Consider the following 25,434-nt stretch of genomic DNA (forward strand, 5'->3'; position numbering starts at 1 on the left):
GATAGAGGTGATGTTCGTGTCTACAAAGCAAGAACTTGAACTTGTCGTTGAGAAGAGTGAACTTATTTTCGAGAAGACAATCAAACAAACTGACCCTGAATTCTACCAGGCGTTCAGCAATATGCTGCACGATTATATCATGGTTACAAGCCTGCGTAAGAAGATCGAGAATCGAAAGGATCTTCGAGAATTGATTGTTCTGATGGCTGAGACGGTAAATCAGGCGCAACCGGTTCGGGCCTATACGACGGGAGAACTGGCTCGTCTCTTCGGCGTCTCGGTCCAAGCAGTTAATAAGTGGATTGACGAGGGGCGGTTTCTAGGCTACAAACGCGAGGGAAATAACAAGCATAATCGCATTCCCGAGACGTTGTCCTTTTCGATGAGAACGGGTGAGGCACTGCCACTTCGGGAAGTGGTGACGATGTACGAATTCCAACTGCAGGAACAACAGGCGGGCGAATTATCCGAGCGCGAACATCGTGATGCCGTGCTGGACGAGATAACCCGGTTAATGAAAAAATACGGCGGCACATATGAAATGACTCTCGCGGCGAAGATGAATCGTTCGGTTCAAGAAGAACGTGATGCATCTATTTGGCTTGCTTTGCTCGATGAGTTGAGGGAAATGAATGAAGCGTAATGGTGAGCTCTACGGGACGAATTTTGATTTTTTGAAACGTTCCTTCCCTGATCTGATCGAGTCCATTGAGGATGGTTTTTTCGGAGAGGAGCCGAGTAAGGGGCCAATTGTTCGGAAGACGGTCAAATTCGTGGATGGTTCATACATGACGGTTTTCGAATTGCTTGACACCAAGACAGGGATAAAGAAAAAGTATCAATATGACTGGGAGTATCAACGTGGGAAGTTGTGGAAGTGGCATAATGAACCTCATGAGCACAAGCAGCAACAGACGGTAACCGAGCCCGATCATATGCATCACAAGCCTATTGATATAAATGAGGAAAGGCGATATCCTAATTTTGGTCATCATGATCTTTATACAATTGCCGAAACAATACAAATACATATGGAGATCGATAAGCAGAAACAAGCGGACAAGCTCCGGTAATAGAACTTCCTTATGATGATACGGCAATCCTATGATATTAAGGAGAATTACAATTAAGAAATGCGTGAGGGAGAAGGGCAATTATAACTACCGTGAAATAATAATCTTCTAAATTATAGAAGGGAGATCATTTTTTAATGGATAATTTTTTCCCGCTGGAGGTATCTACTTTATCATCAAATGCACTTTGAAAATTCGTTTATAGATCGTTCTATGAACGCGATAAGACATTTTTCAACGATTTATGATTTTGACATAGACTTTTTAGAGGAAGTTGCGAAACATGTAAAAAAGAAATTAGCAAGCTTAACTCTCGAAAAGCCACAATATGGCATGTGCCATGGCGACTTTTATAGTGGGAATATACGGGTTGACGCTAACAACAATCCTATCCTAATTGATTTTGATTTCTGTGGGAGTGGTTGGAGAGCATATGATATTTCAATGTACGCTTTTCCTTTTGGCATGGGATGTGATGTTACAAAATTGCAAAAGAGAGAACAACGCAGGGATCAATTTTTAAAAGGATATAACAAGGTTAGAGCAATGAGTGACGGTGAAATAAATTCTATTGCCCTCTTTATTCCTTTCAGAAGAATTTTTAATATTGGCACTCTATACGTTTCATATTTTTCTGATACATGGGGAGATTCTGCTGTCATAAGAAATGTTGACGAAGATATTGCTATGCTTAAAAAATGGCTAGAATTAAACCCTATATTTTAAAATGTAAGTCCAAATTATTCTCATAAAAACAAAAAACCTTGCAATAACAAGGTTTGCAATAATATGGCGCGCCCGATACGATTCGAACGTACGACCTGCAGTTTAGGAAACTGTCGCTCTATCCTGCTGAGCTACGGGCGCGCAGCGCATATATAATACCATATTGGAAGAGGGGAACGCAACGCTTCCGGAATAACGGATGCAGCGAAAATCACTAAACGAATAGGCAACTTCAACCCTCCCCATAGTCAAAAAAAATCGCCACAGTCCGGCGTACCGGATTCTTGGCGATTTTCCTTTTTGGCGCCGGGCCCGCCTAAGGCCCACTCACTGCGGATGCAGCATATTCAGCAGCAACGACACGTCGTTGGCGGAACCAACCGTAATGACGGTCTTCTTAGCCGACTCCGGAAACCCTCTGACCGTATCCGCCTGATCGAGCGTCGTGACGACGACGTCGGCGCCGGCAATGGCGGTGCTGACCGTATCGGGAGGGGCCGAGATGTCGATCGTCTGGATGTCCGCCGAGGACATTCGCTTGATTTCGTCCACGTAGAAGAAACACGAGCTCATTTTGCATTCGAAAAAAAGATATTTCAACTGCTTCTTGCCCGGCTGCCCGAACAATTGCATATACGCGAATCCGGCCAGCAGCACGTCTTCCGGATCATAACCGGCTTCGTAAGCATCTTTAATCGTTTGCTCGATCAAGCCGAAGTAGCGGTGCTGTTTCTTGAACTCCTCGATTTTCGTATCGCCGGCGACTTGGGTGCCGCGGCCTTTCTGGATGACGAGCAGTCCTTCCTCCTTCAGCTGCGAATAGACCCACTGGATCGTATTGCGGTTAATCGACAATTGGTCCGCGAGCTGGTTCGTCGAAGGCAGCGTATCGCCGGGCTTCAGCAGGTCTTTGCCGATCAGCCATTTGATTTGTTCTTTAATTTGCACGTTGATAGGCAACGGTGAATTCGGATCGATTTTGAACAACGTTCCTGAAAGTTCCATCATCTTGCACCAGCTTTCTCACTTACCTAGTAATTCAGTTAACCTAAGCTTAATGAACTGCGGAAGAAAAATCAAGTGGCAGAGCGCGCCGCGAGCAGAAATATGTTATAAATAGGTGTAGACGTGCTGCACCATTGCACCAAACAAAGGTTGACAAAGCGACCGGAAAAGCATATGATAATAACAAGTTAACTAAATAACTATGCAACTGGTGAATGCTAGTCAACATATACTTAAGGAGGAATTCCCCATGGCAGCAGTAGCATTAACAAAAGAATCGTTTCAAGATCAAATCAAATCCGGCGTAACGCTCGTCGACTTCTGGGCTCCGTGGTGCGGACCTTGCAAAGTCCAGCTTCCGATCGTTGAAGAATTGGCGGTTGAGCTGCAAGGCCAAGCGACTTTGGCGAAAGTAAACGTCGATGACGAAGGCGACCTCGCAATGCAATACGGCATTACCGGCATTCCGACGATGCTGCTGTTCAAAGACGGCGAGCTGGCGGACAAAATGGTCGGCCTGAAATCGAAAGCGGAGCTGAAAGACAAAATCGTAGCGCTGGCCGGCGGGCAAGCGTAAAGCGAGCAAGCGAATAGAGAGGGAGGAAATCCAATGTCTACATCGTACAAATCGATCGTTATCGGAACAGGGCCTGCAGGACTGACCGCCGCTATTTATTTGGCGCGCGCCAATCTGAAGCCGCTTGTTATCGAAGGACCGGAGCCAGGCGGGCAATTGACGACAACAACCGAAGTGGAAAACTTTCCTGGATTCCCGGAAGGCATCATGGGACCGGAATTGATGGATAATATGAGAAAACAAGCCGAGCGCTTCGGCACGGAATTCCGTTCCGGCTGGGTCAACTCCGTTGATCTGTCGCAGCGTCCGTTCAAGCTGAGCGTAGAAGGCATCGGCGAATTGACGGCGGAAACGCTGATTATTTCGACCGGCGCATCGGCCAAATATTTGGGCATTCCGAACGAGAAGGAAAACCTCGGACGCGGCGTCAGCGCTTGCGCGACATGCGACGGTTTCTTCTTCCGCAACAAAAAAATAATCGTAGTCGGCGGCGGCGACTCCGCAATGGAAGAAGCGAACTTCTTGACGCGTTTCGGCTCCGAAGTGCGCCTTGTCCATCGCCGCAACGAGATGCGCGCCTCCAAGATCATGCAGGATCGCGCTCGCGCCAACGAAAAAATCAAGTGGAGCCTTAACAACACGCCGCTTGAAGTCGTTGCTGGTGACAAAGGCGTTACCGGCCTGAAAGTGAAAAACAACGAAACGGGCGAAGAGGAAATTCTCGAAACCGACGGCATCTTCGTTGCGATCGGCCATAAGCCGAACACCGATTTCTTGGGCGGACAACTCGAAACCGACGAGCTTGGCTATCTGATCGTGAAGCCGGGAACGTCCCAAACGAACATCCCGGGCGTCTTCGCTTGCGGCGACGTGCAAGACAACAAATATCGCCAAGCGATTACGGCGGCGGGCAGTGGCTGTATGGCTGCGCTTGATGCCGAGAAATATCTTGAATCTTTGGAGCACGTTCACGCTTAATCTGCCCGAGGGAGGGAAACAAGATGCAGTGGAAAGAAATTACGACGCTTGAGGAATGGAACGCCGTTCTGGAGAAATCCGCGGAACGCGGCCAAGTGATCCTGAAGCATAGCACGACTTGCCCGGTCAGCTCCAATGCGCTTGAGGAATACGACCACTACTTGAAAGAAGCCCCGAACGGCGACGTCGATTACGTACTTGTCAAAGTCATCGAGTCCCGTCCGGTATCGAACCAGATCGCGGAAGATCTCGGCGTGAAGCACGAATCGCCGCAAATCATCTACGTGAAGGACAAAGCGAAATATTGGACCGCTTCGCATTGGTCGATCACGACCGAACATATAACGGCGGTATTGAACTAAAAAGAAACCCGGCAATGGCTTGCAAAAGCTGTTGCCGGTTTTTTCATGGATACGAGGGGGAGCCCCGTGATTGTTCCGTCCCCTATGGACATGCACGATGTACGGACGCGGACGGGTTTGTCCTACAGGCTTACCGTTCAGAGCTAGGGGCGAATACAAATAACTGCGATTGTACATCCTTTTATGTGTCGGATAAGGATAAGGAACCTTTACCTGCAAAAGTACAGGTATTTTCGCCGCGACGAGGAGTTTTGGTGATCATGGCCTGGAATAGATGTACGATTGCAGGTATTTCTTCGGGTGGGGGATTTATAAACGGAAATAACTGCACGTTCGCACCTATTTCGTTTTCAATCGATTCCAATTAGAAGGGAGACGGCGGGCCGGTAGTATAACAAACGAGCGAGACAGAACAAGGGGTTGTCCAAGAGGGGATGCACCTTAAACATCCCTGTTATTTCCATTGACTTCAACGAGAAGAGCGCGTTATGATAGGGGCAAATATCTACTTAAACGTTTCAGTACACTCATCACTTAAACGTATAAGTACTTAAACGATTAAGTCAACTTAAAAAAGGGGGATATACCATGTCCAAGCGTTTATTCCTGGTCGCGATTGTTGCTATGATTTGCAGTTTTTCGATTTTAACCGCATGCGGCAAGAGCACCGATTCCAACCCGCCTGCAGCGCAAGAAGAGGGCAAGCAGCCCGATGATTCCGGCAAGCAACCCGAAGAAACCGCCAATCCGGAAGAGCTGAAGCCGGAGGCCGGAGCGCAGCTGCTCGTCTGGGAGTCGAAAGGTCCGGAGCTGGATTATTTGAAAGCGGTCGCAGAGCAATTCGAGAAAGAATACGGCGTCAAAGTGAAGGTGGAAGCCGTTCCCGCAATCGACTCCGTGAAGAAGTTGACGACGGACGGTCCTGCGGGAATCGGAGCAGACGTATTCTCCGCGCCGCACGATCAACTGGGCAATGCCGTGATGGCCGGGCTCGTGCTGCAAAACGACGTATTCGACGACAAGAAGAAAGACGAATACATGGCGTCGGCCATCGAAGGCGTCACCAACCAAGGCACGTTATACGGATTTCCGACGGCAATCGATACGTACGCGTTATTTTACAATAAAAGCCTCATGCCTACCGCTCCGAAAACCTACGAGGACATTGTGAAATTCGCGGCAACGTACAACGATCCGAAAAGCAAGAAGTACGCGTTCATGTGGAACGTGAGCCAGTTGTACCAATCGTACTCGTTCCTTGCCGGCTACGGCGGTTACGTATTCGGGAAGGGCGGCAGCGATGCGAACGACATCGGGCTGAACAGCGAAAAATCGGTCGAAGGCGCAAAATATTTGCAATCGCTCAAGCAAATACTTCCTTTGAACACGAACGACATCAACGACAATATCATTACAGGCTTCTTCCAAGAAGGAAAAACGGCGGCCGTCATCAATGGACCGTGGCTACAATCGAGTTTGACCGATGTCGGTTTCGAATACGGCGTCGCGCCATTGCCGCTGCTTCCGAACGGACAGCATCCGGTCAGCTTCTCCGGCATTCGCGGACTGTACGTCAACTCGTATACGAAGTATCCGGCCGCGGCGAAGCTGTTTGCAAGCTTTGCGACGAACAAGGAGAACTTGACCAAACGTTTCGAAATGACGAAGCAGCTCCCGACGAGAAAAGATTTGATGGACGATCCGATCATCACGAAGGACGCGAATGCTGCAGCTTTTCTGGAGCAGGCGAAGTACTCCACGCCGATGCCGTCCATTCCGGAAATGGGCAACGTCTGGGTGCCTGTGGGCACTGCACTCGCCTCCCTGTGGAATGATAATAAGGATCCGGGCACCGTCTTGAACAGCGCGGTCGATCAAATCAAAATAGCAATCAAGACGACGAAATAAGGCGGTTTTTGCATATGCACTCCAATCAAGGCGTTTTGCGATACCGGACGAAAGCCGCGGTATGTTCCGCGGTTTTCATCGGACTGGGCCAGCTCTACAATAGGCAATACGTCAAAGGTCTGTTGTTCATGCTGGCGGCGCAGCTATTATTCTGGAACTATTACCCGATTGCCTTCAAGGGCATCACCGGACTCATTACGCTGGGGGATACGCCGACGCGAGTCGTTGGCGGAAAAATCGTTCAGGGCGACCACTCCATCTTCATGCTGATCAATGGACTCATCACGTTGGTGATCGTCCTGCTGTTCCTCGGCTTCTATGTACTGAATATCGTTGACGCACGCAAAAACGGCGAGATTCGCGACGAAGGCGGCCGCGTGCCGGGGATGTTCGATTCGTTCCGAAAGGCGAAATTCCGGCAGCTGCCGTACCTACTGCTTCTGCCGGCCGTCGGCTTCGTGCTATTTGTCACGGTAATCCCGCTCGTGTTCAACGTGCTGATCGCCTTCACGAACTACTCGGCGCCGGCGCACATTCCGGACCGGTCGCTGGTCGATTGGATCGGCCTCCGGACGTTTGCCGATTTGTTCACCCAAGAGGCTTGGCGGTCTACGTTCTTCGGGATTTCCGTCTGGAACGTCATCTGGGCGGTAGCTTCGACCGGTACGACGTTCTTCGGCGGCCTGCTGCTGGCGATGATGGTCAATCACCCGGGCATCCGGTTCAAGCGGTTCTGGCGAACGGTGTTCATTCTGCCGTGGGCGGTGCCGCAGTTTATATCGATTCTCGTGTTCCGGGTACTGCTCAACGGGTCGTTCGGCCCGATCAACGATTTGCTGGCGAAGATCGGCATTGCGCCGGTACCGTGGTTGTCCGATCCGACGATGGCGAAGGTGTCGGTCGTGCTCGTCAACCTATGGTTTTCGACCCCGTTCCTGATGGCGCTCATGTCGGGCGTACTGACGACGCTGCCTCGCGATCTGTACGAAGCGGCCGAGGTGGATGGAGCGTCCGGAAGGCACAAGTTCTTCGGCATTACGCTGCCGCTCGTGTTGACGGCTACGGCGCCGATCCTGATCATGCAGTTTGCGTTTAACTTCAACAATTTCAATTTGATTTATTTGCTCACGGACGGGCAGCCGAATAACCCTGGGTATTATTACGCGGGGAGCACCGATATTTTGATTTCGTGGATATTCAAAATGACGCTGAACCAAAGCCAGTTCAACATGGCCTCGGCGGTGTCGATCCTGATGTTCCTGTTCATCGCGGCTTTTTCCATATGGAATTACAGGCGCATGAAGTCAACCCGAGAAGAGGATTTGGTCTGATGTCGAAGCTGAATAACAAGTTGGTCGTCATCGGTATTTATATCGTTTTTGCGCTATTGCTCTGTGCGATCTTCTACCCGATCATCTGGGTCGTCGGGACGTCGCTCAATCCCGGCACGGCGCTGCTGGTCAGCAGCATGTTTCCTGCAAATCCGACGGTCAGCCATTACACCGAGCTGATCCGCAATACGGATTTTGTGCTGTGGTATGGCAATACGGTCAAGATCGCCGCCGCGAACGCGGTGCTGTCGACGGCCTTGGTGGCGATGACGGCATACGCCTTCTCCCGGTTTCGGTTCGCCGGCAGAAAGCAAGGCTTGATGGTGCTGCTCGTGTTACAAATGTTCCCGGGGTTCTTGTCCATTATGGCGATTTTCGTGCTGCTGTTGCAGACGAAGATGCTCGACACGCATCTTGGCATCATTCTCGTGTATGCCGGCGGTGCCGTTTCGATGGGGACATGGGTCATGAAAGGTCATTTCGACACGATCCCGCGTAGTCTGGAGGAAGCGGCCTTCCTCGATGGAGCGACACACAGGGACATTTTTTTCAAAATCATTCTCCCGCTGTCGCTGCCGGCCGTAACCTTCGTGGCGCTGAACAGCTTTATTACGCCGTTCATGGATTTCATTTTGCCGCAAATCGTACTAAGGTCGTCCGACAAAATGACGCTCGCCCAAGGGCTGTACAATATGGTCGCCAACGAAACGAATTCCAGCTTCACGTTGTTCGCGGCCGGTGCCGTCCTCGTCGCACTGCCGATTACGATCCTCTATATGTATTTCCAAAAATATTTGGTCGGCGGGATCACGTCGGGTGCGGATAAAGGCTGATGAGAGAACGATGGACAGAGGGCTTTATAAGTTGAGAATGCAATGGACATCCGGACATGGGTTCAACTTATACACAGAGAAAAATAGGATGGAGGGAGCAAGCCATGCTCGTTGAAGCGATTTATCACCGCTCCGCGGATAGCTATTGCTACGCCTACGATGAGCGTACCGTTCATATTCGGCTGCGCGCCCGGAAAGGCGATCTTCAAAGCGTAAGGGCACTACACGGAGACAAGTATAACTGGAATCAAACGGCTACGGAAACGCCTATGCGCGTTATGGCTTCCGACGAGCTGTTCGATTATTGGCAGGCGGAGCTGACGCCGCAGCATTGCAGGCTCCGGTACGCGTTCGAGCTCGTTTCGGGCAGCCGTAAGCTGTGGTATACGGAGCAAGGTTTTACCGAGGTGAAACCGAAGGACCCGCTGACCTTTTTCGACTACCCGTTTATTTGGCCGAGTGAGGTATTGAAGCCGCCGGCATGGGTGAAAGAGGCGGTGTTCTATCAAATTTTTCTCGAGCGGTTCGCGAACGGCGATCCGTCGAACGACCCGGCGGACACTCGGTCATGGGATCAGGACGATCCGGGGCCGTACGATTATTACGGCGGCGACCTGCAAGGAGTGCTGGACCGCCTCGACTACATTCAGTCGCTTGGCGTGAATGCGATCTACTTCACGCCGCTATTCGAGGCGAACACGAACCATAAATACGATACGGCCGATTATTACCGGATCGATCCGCATTTTGGCGACGTCGGCCTGATGAAAAAGCTCGTTCAAGCATGCCATGAGCGCGGCATTCGCGTCGTCTTGGACGCGGTGTTCAATCATAGCGGCAAAGGGTTCGCTCCTTTTCGCGATGTGCTGGAGAAAGGGCGAGAATCGGCGTATTGGGACTGGTTCCTGATGAGGGACGATCTATCCGTGGATGGCTCCATCCCGCCTTACCATTGCTTTGCCTTCGAAGCGCATATGCCGAAGCTCAACACGACGAACCCGAAGGTGCGGGAATATTTGCTCGGCGTAGCCCAGTATTGGGTTAAGGAATGCGATATCGACGGCTGGCGGCTGGACGTGGCCAATGAGGTCGACCACGATTTCTGGCGCGAATTCCGCAAGACGTTAAAATCGCTCAAGCCCGACTTCTATATCCTGGGCGAAATCTGGCATGACGCAATGCCATGGCTGCGCGGGGACCAGTTCGACGCGGTGATGAATTATCCGGCGACGGAGGCCGTCCTGCAGTTTTGCGCGCATGGCACCATCGATGCGGAGACGTTGTCTGCCCGTATCAACCGGCTGCTGGCAAGCTACCCGCAGCAGGTGAACGAAGCGGCGTTTAACATTGTCGGAAGCCACGATACGCCTCGGATACTCACCGTCGCCCAAGAGGCGCGCAAGGTCATGCAGGCTGCGTTGCTTCAGTTTATTTTGCCGGGTGCACCGTGCATCTATTATGGGGACGAAATCGGAATGACGGGCGGGGCCGACCCCGACTGCCGGAAACCGATGGTTTGGGACGAAGAGCGCCAGCACGCGGAGCTACTCGGCTTCTACCGCCAGCTCATCGCATTACGCAAGACGCATGCCGCCCTGCGGGAAGGCTCCTTCGAGTTCGTTTACGCGGAGGGTCGTCAGCTTATTGTGCGAAGAAAGTTTGCAAGCGACCACGTTTATATTTGTTTGAATCATGAAGACGCCGAAAAGTCGATTTCGTTCGCGATTGAACGGACGACAACGTTTGCTGCGATTGGTGGCAAAGGCACGTCCCGGGTAGAGGGCGAAGTGGCGACCGTCACATTGTCGCCATTCGGTTGGCTCATATTGGCCGCGTTGCCCGTGAGTAATTGACAAATTGGGTGGCGTATGATTAAATCGACTGAAACGTTTAAGCAAGGGCGGATGATGAGCATGAAAAAAGCGACAATCAAAGATATCGCGAAGGCGGCGGACGTATCGATCGCAACCGTTTCCTATATTTTGAACGACGTCAAAACGCAGTCGATTTCCGACGAAACGCGCGTGAAGGTGCTGAAAATCGCACAGCAGCTTCAGTACGTCACGAACCGGAGCGCCCGTTCCTTAAAGCTTCAGAAAACCGGGCTGATCGGCATCTTATTGTTCCGTGATTTAGTGCCGCGGCCGTGGTCCGATTTGAAATACGTCAAAACGTTATATACGCTCGAGCGCTTGTGTGGCGAGCTTGGATACCATGTTATTTTTATGCAAATCGAAGGGAACGCCCCGTCTTACGATATGATTCGAGAGCGAAATCTGGATGGCGTGTTTCTGATCAACGTGGACCAGGAACAATTTTCGACCGTTTCCCGTTATTTCGGGTTCGGCATTCCGGTGTTCGTGATCGATAGCCGAATCGAGGATACGTTGTTCCACAAAATTATGCCCGACTTCGCAAACGGCTTCAGGGCAGCGAGTACGCTGCTTGGCGATACGCCGGAGTTCCTTGTGATGGATGCTTACAACGATGCGGAGCTTGTCGATGACGTCAAACGGCTGTCGGGACTTGATGAAGAGCGGATTTATGTGTATGAGAGCGCAGAGGGATTGGACGCCTTTCTAAGCAAGTTTATGGGGCGTCCTGGGCTGGTCATCAACGAATTTCTGGCGAACGAAGTCGTGCGGAGCCGAGGAACTTTAGACCGGATTGCGGTGTTATGCACGAGCCATTGCCCGGATATTTTGCCGGTTCATGCAGCGAAGCTGTCGTACGAATTAAACGATTACAAGCCGGTTGTGGACATGATGAACGGCAATATTCAAGACGCGGATTACAGCAATCGCGAGAAGTTCATTTATTTGTCCGTTTCGTCGTGATCCCCCGGGTAGGAGGAGAACAACCAGGTGGATGCATCGCGGTTAGTCGAAATCAAACATTTTCATTCCCATCTTTTAAACAACGATCGCGATATGTTTATATATTTGCCCCCGAGTTATGCCAGCGAAGCGGATAAACGATATCCGGTTTTGTATATGCACGACGGGCAACACGTTTTTTTTCAAGATCAGAAGGGCGAGTCTTGGGACGTTCATCTTGCCGTCGACCGGCTCGTCGCAGAAGGCCGGATGCGGGAAATTATCGTCGTGGCCGTCGCTCATATTGAGGACGCGCGGATTGCCGAATATATGCACGAGAACCCGGACGGGCACGATGTGTTCGGTACGACGAATCAAGGCGAGATGTACGAGCAATTCCTTCTACAGGAAGTGAAGCCGTATGTCGACAGGGAATACCGGACTTTGCCGGATAAAGCGAACACCGCGCTGATGGGGTCGTCGGCTGGAGGACTCGTATCCTATAACATCGGCTTTCGTCATCCGGAAGTGTTCGGGTTGATCGGCGCGTTATGCCCGTTCTTCGTCAGCGTGGACTCGGCGACGATGGAGGAGCGGTGGCTGAGCCGGGTGTATACGAAGAAGGAAGAGCTGAAGATCTGGATGGACGTCGGCGATTCCGAAGGGTATACCGTGATGGAAAAGCACGTGCGCGATGTGGCGGATGTTCTCATTCAGGCAGGTTTCAAGCCGGGCGACGATTTGATGTTTCACGTAGCAATCGGCTCCGGCCACTCCCAGACGGATTGGGCCGCCAGAGTCCATGCGCCGCTGCTTTATTTCTTCGGCGATATCGGCAAGCCGTCGCGCGTGGAGCTGCACGGTCCCGATGTCGTTGGCCTGGCGGGGCTGAAGAGCGCGCTAAATGCTGTCGTGCACTATGACAGCGGATTTATGATGACGGATTTGAACGCGCGTTATGAAGCGGCCAACCCGGAGATCATCGAGGTCCGTGCGGACGGCAAGCTGCTGCCCAAGAAAACGGGCACAACGACGATTACTTATATCGGCCACGGTTTAACGGCAAGCCTCAATATGGAAGTCGTGCCGCACGTTTCCGAGACGGTATCGATGGAGATGTACGTGAACGTGCCGGACAATACGCCGCAGACGGACAGTTTGTACGCCGGTATCGAGCTGCCGCGGGTTCGAGAAGGATTATACGGCGGTACGTTCGAGGTACCCAGAAACGTTGCGTTTATGTTCCGCATTTCTCGCGGACTCGGCAAACATGAGACCGATCGAAACGGTAGGGAAGTTCCGTACCGAAGCTTTAAGGCCGAGGTCGGATTGCGGCTGCACTACGAAGTCGAGAATTGGATAGACACGGCGACCGAGCGCTTATCGGGAGGATTGCGATGACGAACCGATCCAGCATTTTGCGAATCGAAAGCTTTTATTCCGTTCATTTGGACAACCGGAGAGATCTATTCGTTTATCTGCCCCCAAGCTACGGGGAAGATACGACGAAGCGGTATCCGGTGCTATATATGCACGATGGGCAAAATATTTTTCACCCCGCATTTAACGGTTATTCGTGGAATGTGCATGAAACGGTCGACCGGCTGATCGCCTTTGGCCGGATGGAAGAAATTATCGTGGTCGGCATCGCCAACATGGGGATGGAGCGGTCCGACGAGTTCACGCACGACCTCGAAGGGGTGCTGTATCGATCGGATAAAGTGCAGATCGAGCCGAAAGGCCATCTGTACGAAGCTTTTGTGATCGACGAGGTGAAGGCGTACATCGACGCGGTATTTCGAACGTTGTCCGGTCCGGAGCATACGGCGCTGATGGGCTCGTCGCGCGGCGGGCAGGTTACGTACCATATCGGGTTCCGCCGCCCGGATATTTTCGGCAAGTTAGCGATCATTTCGCCGTACTTCTACTGCAATGACCCGGTGGAGAGTACGGAAGCTCCGCAGCTGCACGTTTTCCGGCAGAAGCAGCCGCTGTCCCGCATCTGGATCGACCTCGGCGGCCGCGAAGGCACGCTGATCATGGAGAAGCAAGTCCGCGGAGCGGCGGAGCAATTGCTGGAGCTAGGTTATAGCGCCGACGGTGAGCTCGCGTATTATTGCGATCCCGAGGCCGAGCATACGGAGAAAGATTGGGCGGCCCGATTAGCCTCGCCGCTCATTCATCTGTTCGGAGACAGGGGAGGCGTGCAATCGTTGACCTTGCAAGGATGCGGAGAGGTTGCCCTTGATGGTCCTACATGCCGCCTGAATGCGATCGCAACCTATAGGGACGGGGTTACGATATCCGTTCTGAGGCCGACTTATACGGTCGATGACCGATCTGTGTTGGAAGTTTGGGCTGACGGTACGATTGTGCCCAATCTGCAAGGGGAAACGGCGATCACGGTCGAATACGGCGGCTTAACGGCAACCGCAAACGTCCGCGTGGTCGGTGCATAGATGTGCAACGAAGTTTCAACAAACGCCCAGGGCTTGCGCCTTGGGCTTTTTTTGACCCGAATTATATATTCGGGGTCCCCGAGCAACGCTTCCGATGCAAGTTTGCTTCGCAAACTTTTTAAGTACCTGAATCATCTTCGAAGCAAGGCCCCACTTCGTGGGGATATTTTGCAAATTGACACCGCAATTCGGTGTGGACTACAATTGAATAAAACCCAAAATAAGGGTGGACAACCATGTNTTGCTTCGCAAACTTTTTAAGTACCTGAATCATCTTCGAAGCAAGGCCCCACTTCGTGGGGATATTTTGCAAATTGACACCGCAATTCGGTGTGGACTACAATTGAATAAAACCCAAAATAAGGGTGGACAACCATGTAAAGCAGCATTATTGGAACGGAAGAGTATAACATGAGAGCAGGTTAGATGAGTGAGGGAGGAATGAACATGTATTTAGATAAATTCATATTGCCGATAGATGAAGAGTCCTCTTTGATCGATCAAAGAATGGCATACAATGGCGGTAAGTTTGGATATATCGACGAAACTTACCCATGTGGCATTTTCTCAAAAAATCGATTTTCCGAATTGAGCTTTTCAAAAATTACAATTTTATATGGAGGAAACGGCTCGGGGAAAAGCACGCTCCTAAATCTCATCGCGAATAAATTGGAACTGAATCGGATTGCACCATTCAATTCAAGTGAATTGTTTAGTTCATATGTCGAACATTGTAAATTTGAACTTGGACTTGACGACGAGGGATTTAAACATCGCATTCCGAATGGAAGCAGAATCATCACAAGTGACGATATTTTTGATTATATGCTTACAGTCCGCACAAACAACGAAGAAATCGCGGATAGCGCAGAAGAAATAAGAGCGGAATGGGGAGATAGCAGAACTAGGAGCGGAAGTTTGAAATACGCCGATACCGTGAAAATGAATAGCATGGAAGATTATGAAGCATTGAGGCTACAGATGCTTTCAAGAAAAAAATCAATTTCACGCAGGGAATTTATTCGCAGAGTCGCCGGCACCGATGTGAAGCTGAACAGCAATGGGGAGACAGCCCTGAATTATTTTAATTCCAGATTTAAAAATGACACATTGTATTGTTTGGACGAACCGGAGAACAGTCTATCTCCTAAAATGCAGCTTGAACTTGTTAAAATGATAGAGGAAATGGCTCACTATTGCGGATGTCAATTTATCATTGCAACGCACTCACCGTTTCTGCTGGCGATGGAGTTTACAAAAATATATGATTTAGAAGCGAATCCAGTGGGCGTCAAGCAATGGTGGGAATTGGAAAACCCAAAAGTGTACTTTGAATTTTTCAATAAGCATAAAGGGCTGTTTCTCGGCGATAAGTAGGGAAGGGCAAGTATTTAGAAGCGGCGCAGGAGCGTTCGGGAGATGAATCCGCACAAAGCCCGGGGGGGACGGCATATATTTATTTTCCGCGATGCCAAGGCTATAATGGAATGGATGATATCTAACGAAATGCCCGAGGAGCTGAACCAGATGACGAAATCGGTAGTCGAGAAGCTGAATTTACATAAATATGAGCAAGTGGCTGTATTGGGTCAACCTGAAGGAAGCGAATATTTGGCCGAATTAAGCGGTTATGATACGACGCTCAAGGATGGCGCTGCGTACGATCTTATCTTTGCTTTTGTGCTGGATATGGATGCACTTCGGGCGTTGATTCATCGCGTCATTGAGCATGAGCACCTCAAGCCGGCAGGCTACCTCTTTGCGGCATACCCGAAAAAAGGGAACAAGGTTTACCCGACGTTTATCCATCGCGATGAGCTGATGGACGGTCTCGGAAGCGACGAGAACGGGTATATCGGGACAAGCAGCATCAAGTTTGCGCGGATGGTCGGCTTGGATGATGTCTTTACGGTTGTCGGTTTCAAAGAAGACGCGAAGGGCAAAGGCAAGGCCGATCAGCCCTCTTCAACGCCAAGTCAACGCGTCGATGACTATATTGCCTTGATTCCAAGCGTGGAGAAGGATTTGGAGGATACGCCGGAATTGCTGGCCTTCTACCAATCGTTGACGCCGGGGTATCGCAAAGACTGGGCGCGTTATGTGTATAGCGCGAAGCAAGAGGAAACGAAAGCAGCTCGGCGCGAGGAAATGAAGATGATTCTTCGGGCGGGCTATAAGACCCGCGAGTTGTATCGCAAAGATCATACCAATTGATATCCCGCAAAAACGAAACAGCCCCAGCTTCTCATGGAAGTCGGGGCTGCTTGCGTCACTATGAAATAGACTACGCCGCGGCGGGCTTACGTTCTGCGACATAACTGACAATCCCTAAGATCAAAGCCAGTCCCACAAGCAAAGCCCCGACCCAAGGCAGGGCGGTCAAGGCCAGATGATTAATGACCCATCCCCCGATAAAAGCGCCGGCTGCATTCCCAAGATTGCCGGCTGAATGGCTGGAGGTGGAGGCGAGCGCCGGCGCGTCCTTGGCCAGGTTCATCATGCGGACCTGCAACCCCGGGAACACGGCGAAAGAAGCGGCACCCCACAGGAAAATGGTCACGACAGCCGCAATTGGGTTATACATGGTAAACGTGAAGACGGTAAGCAGGACGCAAACCGTCAAGTAGAGTCCCAGCATGGAGGGCATCAGCTTCCAGTCCGCCAGCTTTCCGCCGACGATATTACCGAACGTCACCCCGCAGCCGAAGAGGATCAAAATCCACGTGACACTGTGCTCGGCAAAACCGGTAATTTGAATCAGAAGCGGCGTAATGTACGAAAATACGGCGAATAAACCGGAATTGCCTACCGCACCGATGAGCAGGAACAGCAGAAGCTTGGGCTTCAACAGCGCGCCAATCTGCCGGGCGATGCTTGACGGTTTGTCTTGCCGCATGTGCGGGATGAAAATCATAATGCCGATCAAGGCCAAAACCCCCATGATCGCGATAGCGCCAAACGATGCTCGCCATCCCATATGTTGACCGATCAACGTCCCGAGCGGAACGCCGATAATATTCGCGATGGTGAGTCCGGCCATCATAATGGATACGGCCCCCGCACGCTTGTCCGGACGTACGAGACTTGAAGCGATCACGGCCCCAACGCCGAAAAAAGTCCCGTGGGTCAATGCGGTGACTAAACGGGCGGCCATCAGAACGGCATAGTTCGGAGCAATAACCGAGATCCCATTGCCGAGGATGAATAACATCATGAGCAGGCATAACAGTTTTTTCTGCGGAATGCGGTGGGTGAGTACGGTCAATATTGGAGCTCCGACAGCGACTCCGAGGGCATACATCGTAATGAGCTGTCCCGCGGATGGGATGCTGACCCCCAAATCCTCCGCGACATTGGGCAAAATGCCCATGATGACGAATTCGGTCATGCCGATCGCAAAAGCGCCGACGGTCAGCGAAAGGATGGAGATCGGGAACGACTCCTTGGCCGCTTGATTTTTCGTAATACTTTGAGATAAAGCCATGATGTCAATGTTTACCTTTCTTTCGTGCAGAATAAAGTCTCTAATCTTGAGCATGCCGTGCCGGTTGGAAGACTTGGTTTCTATTATTTAGTTTTTGGTGCGTATTTTCAAGCTATTTTCATTTGAAGAATAAGAGAAAGGATGTATTTCGCCAGGGGTTGGATGAATACAACAAATAAGCCACTCGATGAGGGGCGGCTTATTGTTAACTTAGGGCAAAGGCAACTTTCCAGAGACACGAAGCGCGACACGGATCATTTCGAGTACCGCACACATATCGCGAACGGCAAAATTGGACATTCTCCCATGGCTTGTTTTTTGCGGATTGGGCTGGTCATGCTGATGGAAGTGTTTTGTAGCAGGCCAGTACTTTTCAGGATGGTACGTATCGTAATGGAATTTCCACTGCGCTTCCGAATTCATCGGACTGTATTGCCAATCATATTCGAACCGAATCACATGGGGCGCATCACCCTTGCGATCCTGTATATATTCTGTAGCATGCAGAGTCCCTCCGCCATGCTTAATTTTTATCGTCTTCCGTACTTGGGGATATCGGCTGGGACCCTCTTTATTCCCGGAAAAAATATTACCTTCGATGATGTCATCAAATTCGTTGCGCACGTAGTCCCAGTCGGTGGGGACAATGGGAGGTCTGGGCACAGGCTTCTCTACGTAATCGCTATATCGACTCATGAAAGTTCTTCAAGCCTCGCTAGATAGAAGCGCCAACGGGAAACGTCACTTTCCTGTTCGTTAGTAAGATTATCGATGTCGAATGCGTCCTTGAAGTCTTTCCCACCATATTTTTGTTTAAGATGTTGGATTTCGCTTAACAGTAATTCCTTTTCGTCATCCTCGGCAAACGACTCACTCTCTTGGTGTCTATACCGTTCGACGATAAGTCCAAGAGGCTCAATTCGCCCGTCACGATGTTGAAACGGGGTGAAGTGCGGGATTCGAGCATGTTTGTTCGGTTCCCTTCGATAGCCGACAAACCTACCTTCATCAATCCAGTTATTAACTGCTGTTACCGAAACGCCGAATACTTCGGCAAGGTAGGTTGTCTTATATTGGGTGGGCGCAATTGGTCCGGCAGATCGAGAATTTAAATCCACATAGTCGATCAATTTGTCAACTGCAGCGGAAACTTCAGAATGCGGATCACTAGCATGCGTAATGACGGCATAATCTCGCATCAATTCTACCAAGCCCTTTAGTGAGCGGGCGTTTAACGTAATAACTTCGTGGTCATCTTTTTCTGCAATGACTCTGACTAGTTCTCTTGCCTGCGATCGAACTTCCGCCGTCGTCATAAGTATCACACCTCCGCTCATGCTATTTTTCACCTCCAATCTTATCAAACTGCAAGTTAAATTACAAGAAAACTACAAGTAAAACTACAACCAATCTATGTTCCCATCCTAACCGATATGACTCCAGCCCATACCTACAAGGGTTGCATAATAAAAAAAACCGCCAATCATGGCGGCATCGAATCGGTTTTTATATAATATAATAATAGTTATTTTCTAGGAGGCCGGTTACATGATGAATGTTGTAGTTACGGAATACAACGACAATTGGAAGCAAATGTTTCAAGATGAATCCGAAAAAATCAAACATATTTTTGCGGATGAGTTAATGGATATTCATCATATTGGCAGCACTTCGGTTCCTGGATTGCAAGCCAAACCCATCATCGATATTATGCCGGTCGTGCGAGATATTGAAAAAATCGATTCGTTTAACGAACAAATGGAACGCCTCGGTTACGAGTGTATGGGCGAGTAGGGCATGAAAGGCAGGAGGTATTTCAGAAAAGGCGGAGATCACCGAACACACCAGGTCCATGTATTTCAGGTGGATAACACGGAAGACATTAACCGTCATTTGGCTGTAAGAGACTACCTCCGAACGCATTCCGAAGAGGCAGGGCGGTACGGAAGTCTAAAAGAAAACCTTGCGAAACAATTCCCGAAGGACATCGAAGCTTACATGGACGGTAAAGACGCGTTTGTGAAAGAGCTGGAAACAAAGGCGCTGCATTGGTATAGAAACGGACGATAGTTCCGTGTAAGTCGGCCCGTATTGTAAAAAAAACGCGTTCTGACGCTGTTAGAGTACGAGCGCCAGGACGCGATCAAGACCGAATCTCTAAGATGGACTTTTACTCCCATGTGGAATCCTCTTAACTCTACTTGTTTCGCTTATCCAAGTCGACCCAAGCAACAAGACAGCGCCTGCCATTTGAAGCAAGGCCATCCTTTCGCCGAGAACAAAGGCTGAGATCAGCAGTGAAGTTACGGGATCGATATAGCTTACAATGCCCTGAGAAGTTTGCAAATCCGACCACCGATTGTGATCGACTTCTAAGAAAGTAACCTTCGCAAACGTATTGGACCTATCCATATTTACCTCACATGTTCCATGAAATCTTCTAAGATGACTCTTAACCCATCCGGATCGCTGATCATCGGCAAATGTCCGGTTTCCAGGCTTCGTACCGATTGCGGGGATAGGTTTACGATCATTTGATTTTGCAAGGACGGACTGAGCTCTTTATCCTTGGTTAGCTTCACATAAAGCCTTGGTATTTCCGGAACGGATACGTGGGTTCGATCTGTATACACGCGTACGGCCTCGGGAATGAATCCTTGGACGATTTCCGCAGCTTGATCCGGCGAAAGATCGTTGCATAACCCCGCACGGATGGCGGATTCCGGAGGTTTCGTACCCAGGGTTCGCAGGATAGCAGACATTAGAATTCTTTTGGGCAACGGCATTACCGATAAAAATGAACCGCCATTCCTCGGAATAATCGCCCCTACGGCGACAAATCCCGCCAATCGATCGGACAGTTCGGATGCAAGCTTAAGAGCAAGAACGCCGCCAAGCGAATGCGCTACAAGTACGATTTTGTGAAACCCCCATTCATCCACTTGTTTTTTCATATGCGTCACGTAATCTTCCAAGGAGAGCCGTCTTCTCGAATCAACCGAACGATCCCTTTGAGGAAACTCGGCAAGTAAATAAGGGTGTTCAAATCCCTCCACAACTTTACTCCAAATTCGGCTTTCCAAGCCTGCTCCATACATGAACACAAAGCCGATCTTTTCTTGCATATTGTTTTGCAAATGAATCATGCCCCCTGTAACTTGTCGGTTTAGATTGCTTATGGGAACATGGTATCATGTAAACAAGACAATTCATGTCTTATTTAAGTGTTAGATTGGAAGAAATATCGGAAATGAGGTGGATCATTGCAAAAGGCACAGCGTCTCATTCAATTGATTATGAGGATCAACGCCAAACCGTCTTTTACGGTCAGAGAGCTGGCCGATGAATTCGGTCTATCCACTCGGACGATTACGAGGGATCTGCAAGAACTCAGCGAACTCGGCGTCCCCGTGTATTCCATTCAAGGAAGGGGAGGAGGGTATAAGCTTCTTCAAGAGAGGCTTTTGCCGCCAATCAGCTTTACCGAGGGTGAGGCGCTCGCTATGTTTTTCGCTTGCCAGACGTTGGATTATTTCGGTTCCTTGCCTTTCGGTGAGGGAGCCGATTCCGCGCTGCATAAGTTTTATCATTACTTGCCCGCCGATATTAAGGAACAGATTGACCGGCTAAAGAACAGGGTCATGTTCTGGAGCCCTTATCGACCGATGTCTGCGGAGATTCTTCAGACCCTGCTGCAAGCCGTTATGATTCGCAGTGTTGTCACCATCACATACAAATCCGGCAGCGGAGTAACGGAGCGGAATATCCAGCCCATCGGACTTTATGCCAGCTCCGGTTATTGGTATTGTCCCGCGTATTGCTTCAGTAGAGAAGACATCAGGCAGTTTAGGGCCGACCGGATCCTCTCCGCCGCGCTGAACGAAACGATTCCTTGCCGAGACGATGTAAGCCGGAAGACTTTACTGGATCGGCCGAACAAAGACCATCTGGAACAGACGACGCTTCAACTGGAGATGACGGACAAAGGGGTGTGGCTGCTGGAGTCTAACGCACGTATAGCTCCATATATACGGCGCAATGAAGACGGCAGCGGAACGGCAGCCATTCAAATCGCGGCGGAGGACTTGCTTTTTTACGTGGACTTGATCTGGCAGCTGGGAGGAGAAGCCAAAATCGTGGGACCCGCGGAGGCTATAGCCTACATGGAACAAAAAATCGAGTCGATGCGATTGCTTTATCGTACGGAGCTTCGTTAACAGGCTAGTGCAGGAGATTGCGGGTATAGAAAGCGCGGTGAAATGTGTCATAGACTCCTACCGCGCTTTAACCCCTCACACCTCACAACACCGCCGGCTGCTCGCTGTCCTTCACCGCCATGCCCTTGCGGTAATCGTTCGGCGACATCTGCGTCAGCTTCTTGAAAACGCGGCTGAAATATTTCTCGTCGTGGTAGCCGATCATTTGCGCGATTTGCGCCATGCGCAGGTGCGGGTTCAGCAGCAGCATTTTTGCTTTCTCCACCCGGATCCGGTTGACGTAGTCGATCAGCGTTTCCTGGAATTCGTTTTTGAATTTACGCGAAATATATTCCCGATTCAAATGGAAACGTGCCGATATATCCTGCAGCGTGATGTCTTGGGTATAATGCGCTTCGATGTAGCGGGCGATTTCGCGCATTGGATTGCTGTTGAACGTTTGCATGGAGATGAAAATGTTCGACAGCTCGATCAGGCTCTTCTCCAAAATTTCCTGCAGCGCGGACAACGAAAGCCGGCCCGACTCATCCAGCGGGATGTTGAACGGGCGGTTTTCCAGAATCGGCTGCTGTGCCCCGTCACGCTCGCGGAAAAACTCCTCGACCCAGCCAGCCCTGGCCACGTTGTATTCCTCCCACCACATCTTCATCTGCTCCATCGAAATGTGCGGCAAGACGCCGATAGCCTCAAACCACTGCCCAAGCGCGTGCCGAATTTGGCCGGGATTGCCGCTGCGGACGGCCAGCCGGATGTTTTCCTCGAATTTGCCGAAACGCACGGCGCCGACACGAGCCGCCGCTGGCGTGCCATACTCATGAACGCGCCCGCCCGGAGAGAGCAAATTGCGCTTATTCAGCGCGTCGGCCGCTTCGGTATACGCCTTGTGAAGCTCGCCTGGGAACAGGCCGGCCCCGCTTAGGCCGAATTCCACGGAGCCCCGCAGCGTCTGATCGATGCCGTTCGCGATTTTGCGCAGCCAGCCCGGTGCCGCCGCTTCGGGTTCGTCCCAGAGCAGCAGCACGATCTCGAACGGTCGGTTCCAGTTGCGGAAGGCGATGCCCCGCCCGGCGGGTTGTACGAAATCGTTGCAAATATTGAGCAGGGTGAAGAACAGCAAGTCGAGGCTGGAAGCGTATTTGTCGCGGATCGACTGATGCAGCGTATTCAGATCGAACACGGCGACCCGACAAGAGCGAACGTCCTTCAGCTGCGGAAATTCGCGCAAGTATGATTCCCCTGGGGCAGGCGCATTGCCCGCGGCAGCGTCCGTCAGCAGCCGTGACAACAGTTTGTCGCGGTACATCGGCTTCAGCTCGTTTACCTCTTTGTTCTTCTCATGAAATTGGAGCCGCTCCCGCTTAGCCTCGGTCCAGCTGGCCACCGCTTTGCCGACGGCTTCGTGCAGCTGCTTGCGGTCGATCGGCTTCAGCAAGTAGTCCGTTCCGCCGAACTTGACCGTATGCCGGACGAACTCGAAGTCGTTGAAGCCGCTGATGACGATTTTTTTGCAATCGACCGCTTCGGCTTCCATCCATTCCATCAGCTCGATGCCTGACTTCATCGGCATCATAATGTCGGTAATCACGAGCTGGGGCCGGTGTTCCCGGATGAGCGCCGCGGCTTCTGCGCCGTCTTCCGCTTCCAACACTGCCGCGAAGCCGAACGCGTTCCAATCGACAAGCTTCAGCACCGTTTTGCGGACGTGTTTTTCATCATCGACGATTAATGCTTTCATGATGCAGTCTCCTCCTGGTGGGTTGGAATGGGTACGGTCATCGTAATTTTGAGGCCGGTCGGTTCATTCTGCTCCAGCTGAAGCGCGGCTTGGTCGCCGTAATACAGGTGCAGCCGGTACATCACGTTCATGAGACCGATCCGGTCGCCGCTGTCCGCGGATTCGTGCCGGACGCCGGATAGATCGGATCGGACGGCGGCGAGCCGGTCCTCGGTCATGCCGATGCCGTTGTCTGTAACGACGATGTGCAGCTTGCCTTCCGTCAAGGCCGTCGCGATCCGCAGCACGCCAGTGTTGTGCGACTTGTGGAAGCCGTGCTTGAAATAGTTTTCAACGAGCGGCTGAACGACCATTTTCGGAATCGGTATCGACCCGGCCTCCTCCTCCAGCGCGTATTCGATCTGTAGCTTTTCCTCGAAACGCTGCTGCTGCAGCAGCAAATAATGATGGACGTAGTCGAGCTCCCGCGATAAAGGGACGATCGTCTGCTTCGTGTTCATGCTGTAATGCATCATCTGGCCGAGCGAGGACACGAGCCCGTACACTTCCGGGGCGTCGTTGTCCAAAGCCGAAGCCCCGATCGATTGCAACGCGTTGTTGATGAAATGCGGGTTGATTTGCGCTTGCAGCATTTTGAGTTGGGTCGTCTTGTTAGCCAAGTTCAGCTTGTATTCCCGAAAAATCAAATCGTTGATCGTCCCCATCATCGTGCGAAACCGCTTGGCCAAAATGCCGAATTCGTCGTTGCGGACGATGTCGATCGGCTCCTCCATTTGGCCGGACTGGATCCTGTTGATGCTGCGGATCAATTGCTTGATCGGGTGCGTGAACCGGATCGAGACGATCAGGACGGCGGCGGTCGCCACCGAGAGGCAGAGCACCGCGACGGCGGTATTGATCATCGTCAGGTTGCGGGCCTGCGAATACAGGTGCTGTGCAGGGATCCGCTTCACGAGCGTCCAGTTCAAGTAAGGAAGCTGGATGCGGTCATACAGGATGATGCCGTTGTAGCCGGATTCGCTTTTTTCCATGCTGCCCGATGCAGCCCCGCCGCCGGCGATGCCGTCAATCCAGGCTTGCTCCGGGTTTTGGCCGATCTCGCGCTCGTTCGAGGCATACACGATCGTGCCGCCGCCGTCGACGATGTACAAGTCTTCTTGCGCAGGATCGTACAGCTGCGCGCATAGCTTCCGAAGCGCATCGACTTGAACGTCGATGGCGAGCAAGCCGATCCGCTCCTGGGTCGGTACCCGGAACAGCGGGCGGTAGATGGAAAAGACGAGAGCCGACCTGTTCGGCCGAATTTGCTGCAGCCCGTAATTGCCGCTCCAGTGCGACGGCACCGTTTTGGCGGCATAAGGTACGATGTCCGTCACATCAAACGGAGCGGGGGCTTGTCCGTACGTGAAATTGTCTGAATACATTAGGAAGCTGTTGTTTTGCCCTTGGTCCAGGTGCAGATATACCTGAAAGATGTTGTTCGCCGCTTTCGATACAAGCTGAAGCGCCGTGTACACGTAGGATTGGTCCTTGTTATCGGCGACGCCGTTCAGCAGGATGCCGTCCAGCGTCTTATTCGAATACAAGATCAGCGAAGCGTTGTTCACGACGTTCAGGAAATTGGAAATGTTCGTTTTGCCTTCGGACAGAAGCCGGGTGTTCTCTTCGATCGACCGCTGCTTCACCGATTCTTTCGTATACGCGTAGGTTACGATAATCGATGCGGCGATCGGCACGATGATGGAAATCAGCATGAGCGCGATCAGTTTGTAGCGCACGCTTGTTGTCAGCAACCGCATTCCGATTCCGCCTTTCTCCGGGTCAGAGTCATGTCAGCGCTTTCATTCTAACACCGCCGGGTCAAAATCGTCCACCTATCTTCTCAAATTACTGAGTGGGAATCGTTTCATGCCCTGAATACAATAAAGAT

Annotated in this window: 23 protein-coding genes, 1 tRNA gene and 1 pseudogene; 17 read left to right on the forward strand and 8 right to left on the reverse strand. The window is 51.2% G+C overall.

Annotated elements, in window-relative coordinates; all coding sequences use genetic code 11:
- Positions 1–16: 16 nt before the first annotated feature.
- The 3 genes from AC0LWM_RS26075 to AC0LWM_RS26085 all read left to right on the forward strand — a co-directional run bounded on the left by AC0LWM_RS26075 (position 17) and on the right by AC0LWM_RS26085 (position 1,799).
- Entirely contained in the window at positions 17–643 is a 627-nt protein-coding gene (locus AC0LWM_RS26075; RefSeq protein WP_474677946.1) for a hypothetical protein, read from the forward strand.
- Positions 633–1,073, forward strand: a complete 441-nt coding sequence (locus tag AC0LWM_RS26080; RefSeq protein ID WP_474677948.1) for a toxin-antitoxin system TumE family protein — start codon at positions 633–635, stop codon at positions 1,071–1,073. Before AC0LWM_RS26075 ends, AC0LWM_RS26080 begins: the two co-directional genes overlap by 11 nt.
- Before the next feature lie 213 nt (positions 1,074–1,286).
- Positions 1,287–1,799, forward strand: a complete 513-nt coding sequence (locus AC0LWM_RS26085) for a phosphotransferase enzyme family protein (protein WP_474677949.1) — start codon at positions 1,287–1,289, stop codon at positions 1,797–1,799.
- 64 nt (positions 1,800–1,863) lie between these two features.
- Here AC0LWM_RS26085 and AC0LWM_RS26090 read toward each other — a convergent pair.
- Positions 1,864–1,940: transfer RNA gene (locus AC0LWM_RS26090), tRNA-Arg, on the reverse strand.
- A 186-nt stretch (positions 1,941–2,126) separates the two neighbouring features.
- A complete protein-coding gene (locus tag AC0LWM_RS26095; protein WP_474677950.1) occupies positions 2,127–2,807 on the reverse strand; it encodes a GntR family transcriptional regulator in 681 nt (226 codons plus the stop codon).
- 247 nt (positions 2,808–3,054) lie between these two features.
- Between AC0LWM_RS26095 and trxA the strand changes: the two genes are divergently transcribed.
- The 12 genes from trxA to AC0LWM_RS26155 all read left to right on the forward strand — a co-directional run bounded on the left by trxA (position 3,055) and on the right by AC0LWM_RS26155 (position 16,282).
- Entirely contained in the window at positions 3,055–3,381 is a 327-nt protein-coding gene (trxA, locus tag AC0LWM_RS26100; protein WP_474677952.1) for a thioredoxin, read from the forward strand.
- Between the two features lie 33 nt (positions 3,382–3,414).
- Entirely contained in the window at positions 3,415–4,359 is a 945-nt protein-coding gene (gene trxB, locus AC0LWM_RS26105; protein ID WP_474677953.1) for a thioredoxin-disulfide reductase, read from the forward strand.
- 23 nt (positions 4,360–4,382) lie between these two features.
- The gene (gene ytxJ / locus AC0LWM_RS26110; protein ID WP_474677954.1) at positions 4,383–4,721 is read left to right on the forward strand and encodes a bacillithiol system redox-active protein YtxJ; all 339 of its coding nucleotides are present in this window, start codon (positions 4,383–4,385) and stop codon (positions 4,719–4,721) included.
- 588 nt (positions 4,722–5,309) lie between these two features.
- On the forward strand, positions 5,310–6,629 hold the full coding sequence (locus tag AC0LWM_RS26115) for a sugar ABC transporter substrate-binding protein (protein ID WP_474677955.1): 1,320 nt from the start codon (positions 5,310–5,312) through the stop codon (positions 6,627–6,629).
- Between the two features lie 14 nt (positions 6,630–6,643).
- Complete coding sequence (locus AC0LWM_RS26120) at positions 6,644–7,960, forward strand: sugar ABC transporter permease (protein WP_474677956.1); 1,317 nt, start codon at positions 6,644–6,646, stop codon at positions 7,958–7,960.
- Positions 7,960–8,793 (forward strand): sugar ABC transporter permease, encoded by an 834-nt coding sequence (locus AC0LWM_RS26125; RefSeq protein WP_474677958.1) that lies wholly within the window; start codon positions 7,960–7,962, stop codon positions 8,791–8,793. The genes AC0LWM_RS26120 and AC0LWM_RS26125 overlap by 1 nt, the downstream gene beginning before the upstream one ends.
- Positions 8,794–8,897: 104 nt before the next feature.
- The gene (locus tag AC0LWM_RS26130; protein WP_474677959.1) at positions 8,898–10,646 is read left to right on the forward strand and encodes a glycoside hydrolase family 13 protein; all 1,749 of its coding nucleotides are present in this window, start codon (positions 8,898–8,900) and stop codon (positions 10,644–10,646) included.
- Between the two features lie 15 nt (positions 10,647–10,661).
- Positions 10,662–11,630 carry a LacI family DNA-binding transcriptional regulator gene (locus AC0LWM_RS26135; RefSeq protein WP_474677960.1) on the forward strand — a complete coding sequence of 323 codons (969 nt, stop codon included), beginning with the start codon at positions 10,662–10,664 and terminating at the stop codon, positions 11,628–11,630.
- 27 nt (positions 11,631–11,657) lie between these two features.
- Positions 11,658–13,010, forward strand: coding sequence for an alpha/beta hydrolase (locus AC0LWM_RS26140; protein ID WP_474677961.1), 1,353 nt, complete (start codon positions 11,658–11,660; stop codon positions 13,008–13,010).
- Complete coding sequence (locus AC0LWM_RS26145) at positions 13,007–14,068, forward strand: alpha/beta hydrolase (RefSeq protein ID WP_474677962.1); 1,062 nt, start codon at positions 13,007–13,009, stop codon at positions 14,066–14,068. Before AC0LWM_RS26140 ends, AC0LWM_RS26145 begins: the two co-directional genes overlap by 4 nt.
- A gap of 447 nt (positions 14,069–14,515) precedes the next feature.
- Positions 14,516–15,445, forward strand: coding sequence for an AAA family ATPase (locus AC0LWM_RS26150; RefSeq protein ID WP_474677963.1), 930 nt, complete (start codon positions 14,516–14,518; stop codon positions 15,443–15,445).
- A 42-nt stretch (positions 15,446–15,487) separates the two neighbouring features.
- Positions 15,488–16,282, forward strand: coding sequence for a YdeI/OmpD-associated family protein (locus AC0LWM_RS26155; RefSeq protein ID WP_474677964.1), 795 nt, complete (start codon positions 15,488–15,490; stop codon positions 16,280–16,282).
- Between the two features lie 70 nt (positions 16,283–16,352).
- Here AC0LWM_RS26155 and AC0LWM_RS26160 read toward each other — a convergent pair whose 3' ends face one another.
- The 3 genes from AC0LWM_RS26160 to AC0LWM_RS26170 all read right to left on the reverse strand — a co-directional run bounded on the left by AC0LWM_RS26160 (position 16,353) and on the right by AC0LWM_RS26170 (position 18,868).
- Positions 16,353–17,552 carry an MFS transporter gene (locus tag AC0LWM_RS26160; RefSeq protein WP_474677965.1) on the reverse strand — a complete coding sequence of 400 codons (1,200 nt, stop codon included), beginning with the start codon at positions 17,550–17,552 and terminating at the stop codon, positions 16,353–16,355.
- 210 nt (positions 17,553–17,762) lie between these two features.
- A complete protein-coding gene (locus tag AC0LWM_RS26165; protein ID WP_474677966.1) occupies positions 17,763–18,248 on the reverse strand; it encodes a hypothetical protein in 486 nt (161 codons plus the stop codon).
- Positions 18,245–18,868, reverse strand: a complete 624-nt coding sequence (locus AC0LWM_RS26170; RefSeq protein ID WP_474677967.1) for a hypothetical protein — start codon at positions 18,866–18,868, stop codon at positions 18,245–18,247. The genes AC0LWM_RS26165 and AC0LWM_RS26170 overlap by 4 nt, the downstream gene beginning before the upstream one ends.
- Before the next feature lie 235 nt (positions 18,869–19,103).
- Between AC0LWM_RS26170 and AC0LWM_RS26175 the strand changes: the two are divergent.
- Positions 19,104–19,622 (forward strand): annotated as a pseudogene (locus AC0LWM_RS26175) (GrpB family protein).
- 344 nt (positions 19,623–19,966) lie between these two features.
- On the opposite strand, the gene AC0LWM_RS26180 reads toward AC0LWM_RS26175, so the two are convergent.
- The gene (locus AC0LWM_RS26180) at positions 19,967–20,698 is read right to left on the reverse strand and encodes an alpha/beta fold hydrolase (RefSeq protein WP_474677968.1); all 732 of its coding nucleotides are present in this window, start codon (positions 20,696–20,698) and stop codon (positions 19,967–19,969) included.
- Positions 20,699–20,815: 117 nt separating this feature from the next.
- On the opposite strand from AC0LWM_RS26180, the gene AC0LWM_RS26185 reads away from it, so the two are divergent.
- Positions 20,816–21,769 carry a helix-turn-helix transcriptional regulator gene (locus tag AC0LWM_RS26185; RefSeq protein ID WP_474677969.1) on the forward strand — a complete coding sequence of 318 codons (954 nt, stop codon included), beginning with the start codon at positions 20,816–20,818 and terminating at the stop codon, positions 21,767–21,769.
- Between the two features lie 82 nt (positions 21,770–21,851).
- On the opposite strand, the gene AC0LWM_RS26190 is transcribed toward AC0LWM_RS26185, so the two are convergent.
- On the reverse strand, positions 21,852–23,504 hold the full coding sequence (locus AC0LWM_RS26190; RefSeq protein WP_474677970.1) for a response regulator: 1,653 nt from the start codon (positions 23,502–23,504) through the stop codon (positions 21,852–21,854).
- Entirely contained in the window at positions 23,501–25,303 is a 1,803-nt protein-coding gene (locus tag AC0LWM_RS26195; RefSeq protein ID WP_474677972.1) for a cache domain-containing sensor histidine kinase, read from the reverse strand. The genes AC0LWM_RS26190 and AC0LWM_RS26195 overlap by 4 nt, the downstream gene beginning before the upstream one ends.
- Between the last annotated feature and the right edge of the window lie 131 nt (positions 25,304–25,434).

Source organism: Paenibacillus sp. sgz302148 (genome assembly GCF_056120465.1).

What these genes read in the sequence shown, in the direction of transcription:
- AC0LWM_RS26080 (WP_474677948.1), top strand. Translation starts at nt 633, where the DNA reads ATGAAGCGTAATGGTGAGCTCTACGGGACGAATTTTGATTTTTTGAAA.
- AC0LWM_RS26085 (WP_474677949.1), top strand. Translation starts at nt 1,287, where the DNA reads ATGAACGCGATAAGACATTTTTCAACGATTTATGATTTTGACATAGAC.
- AC0LWM_RS26095 (WP_474677950.1), bottom strand. Translation starts at nt 2,807, where the DNA reads ATGATGGAACTTTCAGGAACGTTGTTCAAAATCGATCCGAATTCACCG.
- trxA (WP_474677952.1), top strand. Translation starts at nt 3,055, where the DNA reads ATGGCAGCAGTAGCATTAACAAAAGAATCGTTTCAAGATCAAATCAAA.
- trxB (WP_474677953.1), top strand. Translation starts at nt 3,415, where the DNA reads ATGTCTACATCGTACAAATCGATCGTTATCGGAACAGGGCCTGCAGGA.
- ytxJ (WP_474677954.1), top strand. Translation starts at nt 4,383, where the DNA reads ATGCAGTGGAAAGAAATTACGACGCTTGAGGAATGGAACGCCGTTCTG.
- AC0LWM_RS26115 (WP_474677955.1), top strand. Translation starts at nt 5,310, where the DNA reads ATGTCCAAGCGTTTATTCCTGGTCGCGATTGTTGCTATGATTTGCAGT.
- AC0LWM_RS26120 (WP_474677956.1), top strand. Translation starts at nt 6,644, where the DNA reads ATGCACTCCAATCAAGGCGTTTTGCGATACCGGACGAAAGCCGCGGTA.
- AC0LWM_RS26125 (WP_474677958.1), top strand. Translation starts at nt 7,960, where the DNA reads ATGTCGAAGCTGAATAACAAGTTGGTCGTCATCGGTATTTATATCGTT.
- AC0LWM_RS26130 (WP_474677959.1), top strand. Translation starts at nt 8,898, where the DNA reads ATGCTCGTTGAAGCGATTTATCACCGCTCCGCGGATAGCTATTGCTAC.
- AC0LWM_RS26135 (WP_474677960.1), top strand. Translation starts at nt 10,662, where the DNA reads ATGATTAAATCGACTGAAACGTTTAAGCAAGGGCGGATGATGAGCATG.
- AC0LWM_RS26145 (WP_474677962.1), top strand. Translation starts at nt 13,007, where the DNA reads ATGACGAACCGATCCAGCATTTTGCGAATCGAAAGCTTTTATTCCGTT.
- AC0LWM_RS26150 (WP_474677963.1), top strand. Translation starts at nt 14,516, where the DNA reads ATGTATTTAGATAAATTCATATTGCCGATAGATGAAGAGTCCTCTTTG.
- AC0LWM_RS26155 (WP_474677964.1), top strand. Translation starts at nt 15,488, where the DNA reads ATGAATCCGCACAAAGCCCGGGGGGGACGGCATATATTTATTTTCCGC.
- AC0LWM_RS26160 (WP_474677965.1), bottom strand. Translation starts at nt 17,552, where the DNA reads ATGGCTTTATCTCAAAGTATTACGAAAAATCAAGCGGCCAAGGAGTCG.
- AC0LWM_RS26165 (WP_474677966.1), bottom strand. Translation starts at nt 18,248, where the DNA reads ATGAGTCGATATAGCGATTACGTAGAGAAGCCTGTGCCCAGACCTCCC.
- AC0LWM_RS26170 (WP_474677967.1), bottom strand. Translation starts at nt 18,868, where the DNA reads ATGACGACGGCGGAAGTTCGATCGCAGGCAAGAGAACTAGTCAGAGTC.
- AC0LWM_RS26180 (WP_474677968.1), bottom strand. Translation starts at nt 20,698, where the DNA reads ATGATTCATTTGCAAAACAATATGCAAGAAAAGATCGGCTTTGTGTTC.
- AC0LWM_RS26190 (WP_474677970.1), bottom strand. Translation starts at nt 23,504, where the DNA reads ATGAAAGCATTAATCGTCGATGATGAAAAACACGTCCGCAAAACGGTG.
- AC0LWM_RS26195 (WP_474677972.1), bottom strand. Translation starts at nt 25,303, where the DNA reads ATGCGGTTGCTGACAACAAGCGTGCGCTACAAACTGATCGCGCTCATG.